Origin of the sequence: Streptococcus sp. HMSC063B03, assembly GCF_001836965.1 — a bacterium.
GTDB classification, from domain to species: Bacteria; Bacillota; Bacilli; order Lactobacillales; family Streptococcaceae; genus Streptococcus; species Streptococcus pneumoniae_F.
Window position 1 is genome coordinate 1 of record NZ_KV831049.1, and the last position, 7,566, is coordinate 7,566.

Genomic DNA, 7,566 nt, shown 5'->3' on the forward strand with positions numbered 1-7,566 from the left:
GATTTTTTCTGTCTAACTTTTGGGGTGCAGTTCATTTCAGCTGTTGCTTTTTATATTTTATTTAATCTGAGCTAGTAGTGATTGGTCAAAGCACCACAAATGATATCCTCATCAACAATCCTTTCTATCCACCAATTTTTGGATATAGGACACCCTCCAAAGATTTGCTTTCATGAGTTAGATAAGGTCAATATCCTCAGTCCTTGTCTGCTTCATTTTCTTTTACGAGATCTTTTTGTGAATCCTTTTCAGAGAGTTTTTGATCGATATACTTGTTAATAGTTTCATAAAATTCCTTGGTCGAATCACTATCTAATTTTGTCGAATTATGGACTTGATTGACTTTCAATTGAACAGATTGAATACCGTAAGAGGCTTGTTTTTGGCGAATGTTTTCTAATTCTTCTTCTGAAATCGGGTCACCAACAATTGTCAAGACCAATTCATTATCCCTTGACTTGTAGACTTGATTGATAACTGTGTGATTGGCAAACTCTTTTCCTACAAACTGTTTGATTCCTTCTTTTCGCGCTTGATCTATCGTCAGAGTGATTGCTGAATAGCTGGCTGGAAGAATCAATAATACAATCAAGGATATCAACCCAATTCTCATTTTAATATTTAGCTCTTTAAATGAACTTAAGGGAGATTTTCTCATCAAAATTCTTGTTCCAACAATATTGATTAGCATGATAAAAACACAGTTGATCAAGAAAAGATAGAGAGCTCCAAATAAAAATCGTACATTTCCATTAGCTAAACCGTAACCTGCAGTACAGATAGGTGGCATCAGAGCTGTTGCAATGGCTACTCCTGGCACGATATTGTTTGCTTCTTTTTTCCTTGAACCAATGACACCTGCTATCCCACCAGCAATAGCAATGAGAACATCCCAAATGGTTGGAGAGGTTCGTGCGATCAACTCGCTACTTGCATAAGACAAGGGAGAAATCCAGAAATACAGAGTCGAGACAAGCAAACTGACCAACACTTGAGTCAATAAAACCTCTAGAGATTGCTTGATTAAACGCGTATCAAAAATAGCTAAACCGAATCCCAGTCCAACAATCGGTGTCATGAGAGGTGAAATTAACATGGCTCCAATAATAACAGCTGTTGAATTCATATTTAGACCGATAGAGGCAATAAAAATTGCACACATCAAAATCGCTGTATCTCTCAATCGAACATGAAGGTCATCGTATAATTTCTCACGGTATTCCCGTGTTGAATAATTGGCAGTCATTTGTCCTCTCCTCTTTCCTTATTTAAATCGGTATAATAATTAATAATAACAGCTGATAAACAGCCAAAAAATATGAGCCCATAAATCGTCAAGAAGACACTGGTAATCCTTCCAATCAAGGTCACAGCTAGGAGATCCCCGTAGCCGACAGTCGTCGAAGTCACAAAAGCATACCAAAGACCGTCTCCGTAATTTGTGATAGCAGGTTCAACTAGGAAAAGCACGCCTCCTGACCCAAAAACAAAGGTCACAAAACTCAGAGCAAACCGAGTAAAACCCGTAACCTGTATAATATGCCATAACATTTTTAAACGTCTCATTTGTTCTCCTTATTCATACTAGCTCCTGACCGAGCCGTTTTTTCCAATAATCAAAGTGAAGATAGGACATGATCTCCATCAGAGAAAGATAGACAAACTGATAGATCTGATTTAAGCTGATTATCAACTGATATTGTTTGAAAAATGACTGGAAGAAAGACCAGATATGACTGTCTTGAATCAGTCCCTTCTTAACATTATATCAAAAATTTTACAGTCTTTCTCTGACGAAATCTATCAATTGAATAGATAGATGAAGCAAGAAATTTTTGTTTCCTTATCCGAAGAAGGAAAAACGGTATCTCTCCTTAATACTATGTGTTTTATTCTTTATAATTTAGCTATTTCAAAATTACAAGTTCTCCATTCTTAATTTCCCAAACTTGGTCAAACTTACTTAATAATTCGTTTTGGCGATGTAAAGTAACAATGACGGCACTTGGTAGTTCCAGAACTCTTTCCAATTCCATTTTAAACTGATTAGTATCCAAGGCAGAGAAAGGTTCGTCTAGGATAAGCAATGGATTTTTACGATTTTTCTCACGATTTAAATACATTCGTTGTTGCTGACCACCTGACAGGGATTGTGGTGGAATTTTTTCAAAATCTTCTTCTCTGAATTTTTCATTGAAACTATTGAATAGCGTTACATTATTTTCATAACTCGAAATAAATGTATGTTCTTGTTGCAGAATCATACCGAATCTTCCCCAAAGATGGTCCAAAACAAGCTCATCTAGCACAATTTGTCCTTCAAAATCTTCATCTGTTCCATTTAAAATGTTGAGCAGACTACTTTTTCCAGACCCATTCTTACCAATAAGCGCAATTTTATCCCCTTTTTGAATCGTAGCGGAAGTAATTATCAATTTTGATTCTCCCAGTTGTTTGGAAATGTTTTTCAAAGTAATCGTATCAAAAGAATGTTGAGGTGCTTGAACTGAAACGGGTCTCCCAACAATGTTTTGAAAACTCTTGATTACAGGCTTTACGGACTCTAACATTTGTAAATCATAAAGGATTTCCTGTATTGGTTCAGAAAAAGCATTTATATATCCGAAACTCGCCACCACCTCAGGAATACCGAGTTGCTGGTGAGATAGAGAGTAGGCTAAATAAATAAACAGAACAAGACTAATGAATTCAAAAGAAACACCTGTCAATAAGATGCCTGTAATTTTTGTCAAACCATACTTAAAATACTTATCCTGCAAATTCTTTAGAGATCTCTTTTGTTGATTCAAAAAATGCGACATAGTTAGTTTATTTACCAAATGATGTCCCATGAGCAAATCCTCCAAAGTTCGATAGTAATCTCCTTGTTTTTTCAAGTAAACCTGTCTACGATTAGCGGTCAACTTCCCAACGATTTTAGGAATTTGAATACTAATTCCAGTGGAAAAGATTAAAATCAGTGATACAATAGGATTAATTGTTCTGCTAATAATGAAAGCGTAAATGATGATACGTAAAATTTGTTTGATAAAACTCATCAATGGAGGAAGGTAATCCTTTTCCAACGAATCTAGGTCATTAGATTGATAGGAAATATACTCTGCTACTGTTTTCTGCTTGAAATCGTGGTGACTGAGTCCCAGAAGTGAACGAAACCACTCATTTTTCAAAGTAGTCGAAAAGATAATCCCCTGCTTCCAATCAAGTATCATTTGGATATAGTTACAACTCAAATAGCCTGCCACTGACATAGAGTAACCATATAGAGCTACTTGATAATCCCCTTTGATTAATGCCTGCGTGAAATACGGTAACAAAGCTGTGCAGATATTCGATACTACACCAAAAAGAAAATTAAAGAAGAGATACCATCTAATAGTTTTAAGATATGGTAGCATATATGATACTCCTTGCTAATGCGTTTTTTTTACATATCGCAGAACAATCTCTACTATTCCTTATTTCAGATAGTGCGATACTCGGACATTGAGTGCAATAATTGTAAATCACACAAGTACTGCAGTTTTTACTATCATTCAAAATATAATTTGCTATTTTGTAAAATATAGGTCTATCCCATGTTTCTTTGATAGATGTAAAATGAATATTTCCAATACTTCTATTGAAAGTAAGCTTTTTCAGTTTTTCTAACGATTTAGGCTATTTCATGACACACCCACAATCCGTGAAAATTCTGGTTATATCAGATTATGTGATTTTCGTAAGAATTTTATATTGTCTCCAATCATGGCAGTCTCCTTTTACTTGATAAAACTATTACAACATTTAGAAATTAAAAACTGGTTCAAAATCAATAGAATGTGTGTATTCGATACATTCAATAATTCTTTGGAAACAGTTCTACACCAGTTACACAAATCTATATACACCTATCTCATTCAAAATAAAAAGAAAGCTGCAGTTCTTTTAATCCAGTATCAACGATTCATTCTGAAATCGAATAGGAGACATTCCCCAAGTCTACAATTCACTTCATCTCAAATTAATTTTTGTAATTCACCCTTAGTTTATAGATTTTATACTCAACAAAAGTATAAAGCATACAAAACTTCACTTTGAACCAGTATTTATACTATATTCCGTATTAAAAATTCTATTATTGGTTTTGTAAAAAACAGTCTTCAAATATCCTGAAATATAGCAAAAAGAGATTGGGTAAAAACTCATTGTCTCTTCTCACTCAAGGACTAAGTTCACTTGAGCAAACTGAATCCGCACTGTCGTTCCTTTTCCGACCTCAGACTCGATACGAATCTGGTGACCTAGTTCTTCAGAAATTTTCTTAGAGAGGTAAAGTCCAAGTCCAGATGACTGCTGGGTCAGGCGGCCATTATATCCTGAAAAACCACGTTCAAAGACTCGGAGGACATCACTATTTTTTATCCCGATTCCTGTATCCTTGATACAAAGCTCTTGCCCCTCCATATAAATCTCCAGACCACCTTCCTTGGTGTACTTGAGACTGTTTGAGATGATTTGCTCAATGACAACTAGCAACCACTTTTTATCTGTCACAATTTCTTTATCGAGGTCATGTAGATTGACATTTAAGCCTTTTTGAATAAAGAAAAGAGCATATTTACGAATTATTTCCTTGACCAAGTCCTCGATTTGCACCTGCTTCAAGACCAAATCATCATGGAAACTTTCTAAACGCAGGTACTGCAAGACTAGATTGGTATAGGAGTCTATCTTGAAAATTTCCTGTTCTAGCCACTGCTTCAATTGGCGGTCTGCTACTTCTGCAACTAACAATTGACTAGCTGCAATGGGGGTCTTAATCTGATGAACCCACAAGGTATAGTAATCTAGCAAATCCGTCAGTTTTCTTTCTGCATCTGACCTCTGCTGGTAGAGTTCCATCTCATACGCTTCTAATTTCTCAGCCAAGACTCTTTCCAATGGAGATTTGGCTTCCCTCTCCCCATAGAAAATTTCCTGACGATAGACCTGCATTTCTACCAATATGTCCCAAGTGAAAAATAAGATGGTTACAAAGCAACACAAGAGGAAAAAGTAGAGAAAGTAAATTCCTAAACTGGCAAATAAAAACTGAAAGAGCAAAACCAGAAATGCTAAAGCAAGTAGATAGACAAACAGACGACTACGGGAACGCAGATAGGCTAGAAAAAATTGTTTCCAATCAAGCATGCTTCAGTCCGTACCCTATCCCTTTCTTAGTCTCGATAAATCCTACCAAGCCCTGCTCTTCCAATTTTTTACGCAAACGAGCAACATTAACAGAGAGGGTATTATCATCAATGAAAAAGTCACTGTTCCAAAGTTCCCGCATGAGGTCGTCACGCGCTACAATATTGCCCGCATGCTCAAACAAAACGCGTAAAATCTGGAATTCGTTCTTGGTCAAGTTCAAGATTTGACCTTGATAATGTAAATCCATGGATTTAGTATTGAGGATCACACCAGCATATTCCAGTAAACTCTCGTCACGCCCAAACTCATAGGAACGACGCAACAAGCCCTGAACCTTGGCTAAAAGAACCTGTTGGTCAAAAGGCTTGGTCACAAAGTCATCCGCCCCCATATTGATTGCCATGACGATATCCATAGCCTGATCTCTCGAAGACAGAAACATAATAGGTACCTTGGAAATCTTGCGAATTTCCTGACACCAGTGATAGCCATTAAACAAGGGCAGTCCAATATCCATGAGAACCAGATGAGGTTCCGACTGAACAAATAGACTCAAAACTTCCATAAAGTCTTCTACCAGAACCACTTCAAATCCCCATTCAGAGAGCATTTTCCCGACCTGTTGACGAATGACCTGATCATCTTCTACTAATAAAATCTTGTGCATGCGCTCCTCCTTTTCTATTATTATAACAGATTTTTCCATGCTTGAAGGTCTGAAACTGAATTTGAAATAGCTTGTTTTTAGCCAACAAAGTGAAACAATCCTACTAGCTAATTTGAGGGAAATTTGATAAGATAAATAAAAAGAAAGGAGCTCTTATGGCCAATATTTTTGACTATCTAAAAGATGTCACATACGATTCCTTTTACGACTTACCTTTGAATGAGTTAGACATTCTAGCCTTAACAGAAATCACCTACCTCTCCTTTGATAATCTGGTCTCCACAACTCCTCTGCGACTTTTAGACCTGGCACCTCAGGTTCCAAGGGAGCCTAACATGTTAACCAGTAAAAGTCGCCTCCAGCTATTAGATGAACTAGCTCAACACAAACGCTTCAAAAATTGCAAACTCTCCCATTTTATCAATGACATCGACCCTGAACTGCAGAAGCAGTTTGCGGCTATGACCTACCGCCTCACTCTCGATACCTATTTGATTGTCTTTCGTGGGACAGATGACAGTATCATTGGCTGGAAGGAAGATTTCCACCTAACCTATATGAAGGAAATTCCTGCTCAAAAGCATGCCCTCCGCTATTTAAAGACCTTTTTTGCCCAACATCCTAAGCAAAAGGTCATTCTGGCTGGGCATTCCAAGGGAGGAAATTTAGCCATCTATGCGGCTAGTCAAATTGAGCAAAACTTGCAAAATCAAATCACAGCAGTTTATACTTTTGATGCGCCTGGTCTCCACAAAGAATTGACACAAACCGAGGGCTATCAAAGGATAATAGATAGAACCAAGGTCTTCATCCCGCAAGGATCCATTATCGGTATGATGCTGGAAATTCCTGACCACCAAGTCATCGTTCACAGTACTGCCTTGGGTGGTATCGCCCAGCACGATACCTTTAGTTGGCAGATTGAGGACAAGCACTTCATTCAACTGGATAAGACCAACAGTGATAGCCAACAGGTAGATACAACCTTCAAGGAGTGGGTGGCGACAGTCCCTGACGAGGAACTTCAGCTCTACTTCGATCTCTTCTTTGGCACTATTCTAGATGCTGGGGTTAGCTCCATCAATGACCTGTCTTCCTTAAAAGCTATCGAACACATTCGTCATCTATTCGTCCAAGTTCAATCCCTTACTCCAGAAGAAAGGGAAACTATGGAACGTCTTACCCAATTATTAATTGATACCCGTTACCAATCCTGGAAAAATAGATAATCCACATAAAAAACCCAACTAATCGTTTGATTAGTTGGGTTTTCATTTATGAAATTGAATTCCTTTGTCTAATCTTTAATGATTAAAAGATTAGTCTTCTTTTTTCTTGCGTGCCACAAGACCAAATCCGCTCAATACTCCAAGAAGTCCAAGAGCTGCTAGGCTAGAGTGATCTTCTGTACCAGTATTAGGCAATTCCTTAGCTGGTTTAGCTGGAGCTGGTTTTGATGGTTTCGCAGGTTCTGGTTTCACAGAAGGAATGATTTTTTCATAAACATGAACTGTGTCGCCATTTGGAAGTTTCTTAGTCTCTACGAAGCGGTAACCTGGGATATCTTTCTTAGGTTGGTCCCCGTCTTCTGTTGGATAGTTTGGAATTTCGTTTCCATCTTTATCCTTGAATGATGTCTTAACTTTCTCATAAACGTGTTCTACATCGCCATTTGGAAGTTTCTTAGTCTCTACGAAGCGGTA

The 7,566-nt window shown here is 37.5% G+C and carries 7 protein-coding genes; 1 reads left to right on the forward strand and 6 read right to left on the reverse strand.

Translation table 11 applies throughout. The annotated features are described in order from the left end of the window. Positions 1-196: 196 nt before the first annotated feature. The 5 genes from HMPREF2628_RS06270 to HMPREF2628_RS06290 form a co-directional block, all read right to left on the reverse strand. Entirely contained in the window at positions 197-1,246 is a 1,050-nt protein-coding gene (locus tag HMPREF2628_RS06270) for a DUF389 domain-containing protein (protein WP_070842658.1), read from the reverse strand. Continuing rightward, a complete protein-coding gene (locus tag HMPREF2628_RS06275) occupies positions 1,243-1,566 on the reverse strand; it encodes a potassium channel family protein (protein WP_001253404.1) in 324 nt (107 codons plus the stop codon). Before HMPREF2628_RS06275 ends, HMPREF2628_RS06270 begins: the two co-directional genes overlap by 4 nt. Before the next feature lie 341 nt (positions 1,567-1,907). Further along, positions 1,908-3,419, reverse strand: coding sequence for an ATP-binding cassette domain-containing protein (locus tag HMPREF2628_RS06280; RefSeq protein ID WP_070842659.1), 1,512 nt, complete (start codon positions 3,417-3,419; stop codon positions 1,908-1,910). 799 nt (positions 3,420-4,218) lie between these two features. After that, positions 4,219-5,193, reverse strand: a complete 975-nt coding sequence (locus tag HMPREF2628_RS06285) for a HAMP domain-containing histidine kinase (RefSeq protein WP_070842660.1) — start codon at positions 5,191-5,193, stop codon at positions 4,219-4,221. Beyond that, on the reverse strand, positions 5,186-5,863 hold the full coding sequence (locus HMPREF2628_RS06290) for a response regulator transcription factor (protein WP_050260337.1): 678 nt from the start codon (positions 5,861-5,863) through the stop codon (positions 5,186-5,188). Before HMPREF2628_RS06290 ends, HMPREF2628_RS06285 begins: the two co-directional genes overlap by 8 nt. Before the next feature lie 155 nt (positions 5,864-6,018). Here HMPREF2628_RS06290 and HMPREF2628_RS06295 point away from each other — a divergent pair, with 155 nt between their 5' ends. Continuing rightward, positions 6,019-7,092 (forward strand): DUF2974 domain-containing protein, encoded by a 1,074-nt coding sequence (locus tag HMPREF2628_RS06295; RefSeq protein WP_070842661.1) that lies wholly within the window; start codon positions 6,019-6,021, stop codon positions 7,090-7,092. Positions 7,093-7,182: 90 nt separating this feature from the next. On the opposite strand, the gene HMPREF2628_RS06300 is transcribed toward HMPREF2628_RS06295, so the two are convergent. After that, positions 7,183-7,566, reverse strand: a 384-nt coding sequence (locus HMPREF2628_RS06300) for an LPXTG cell wall anchor domain-containing protein (RefSeq protein ID WP_070842662.1), incomplete at its 5' end; no start/stop codon positions are given.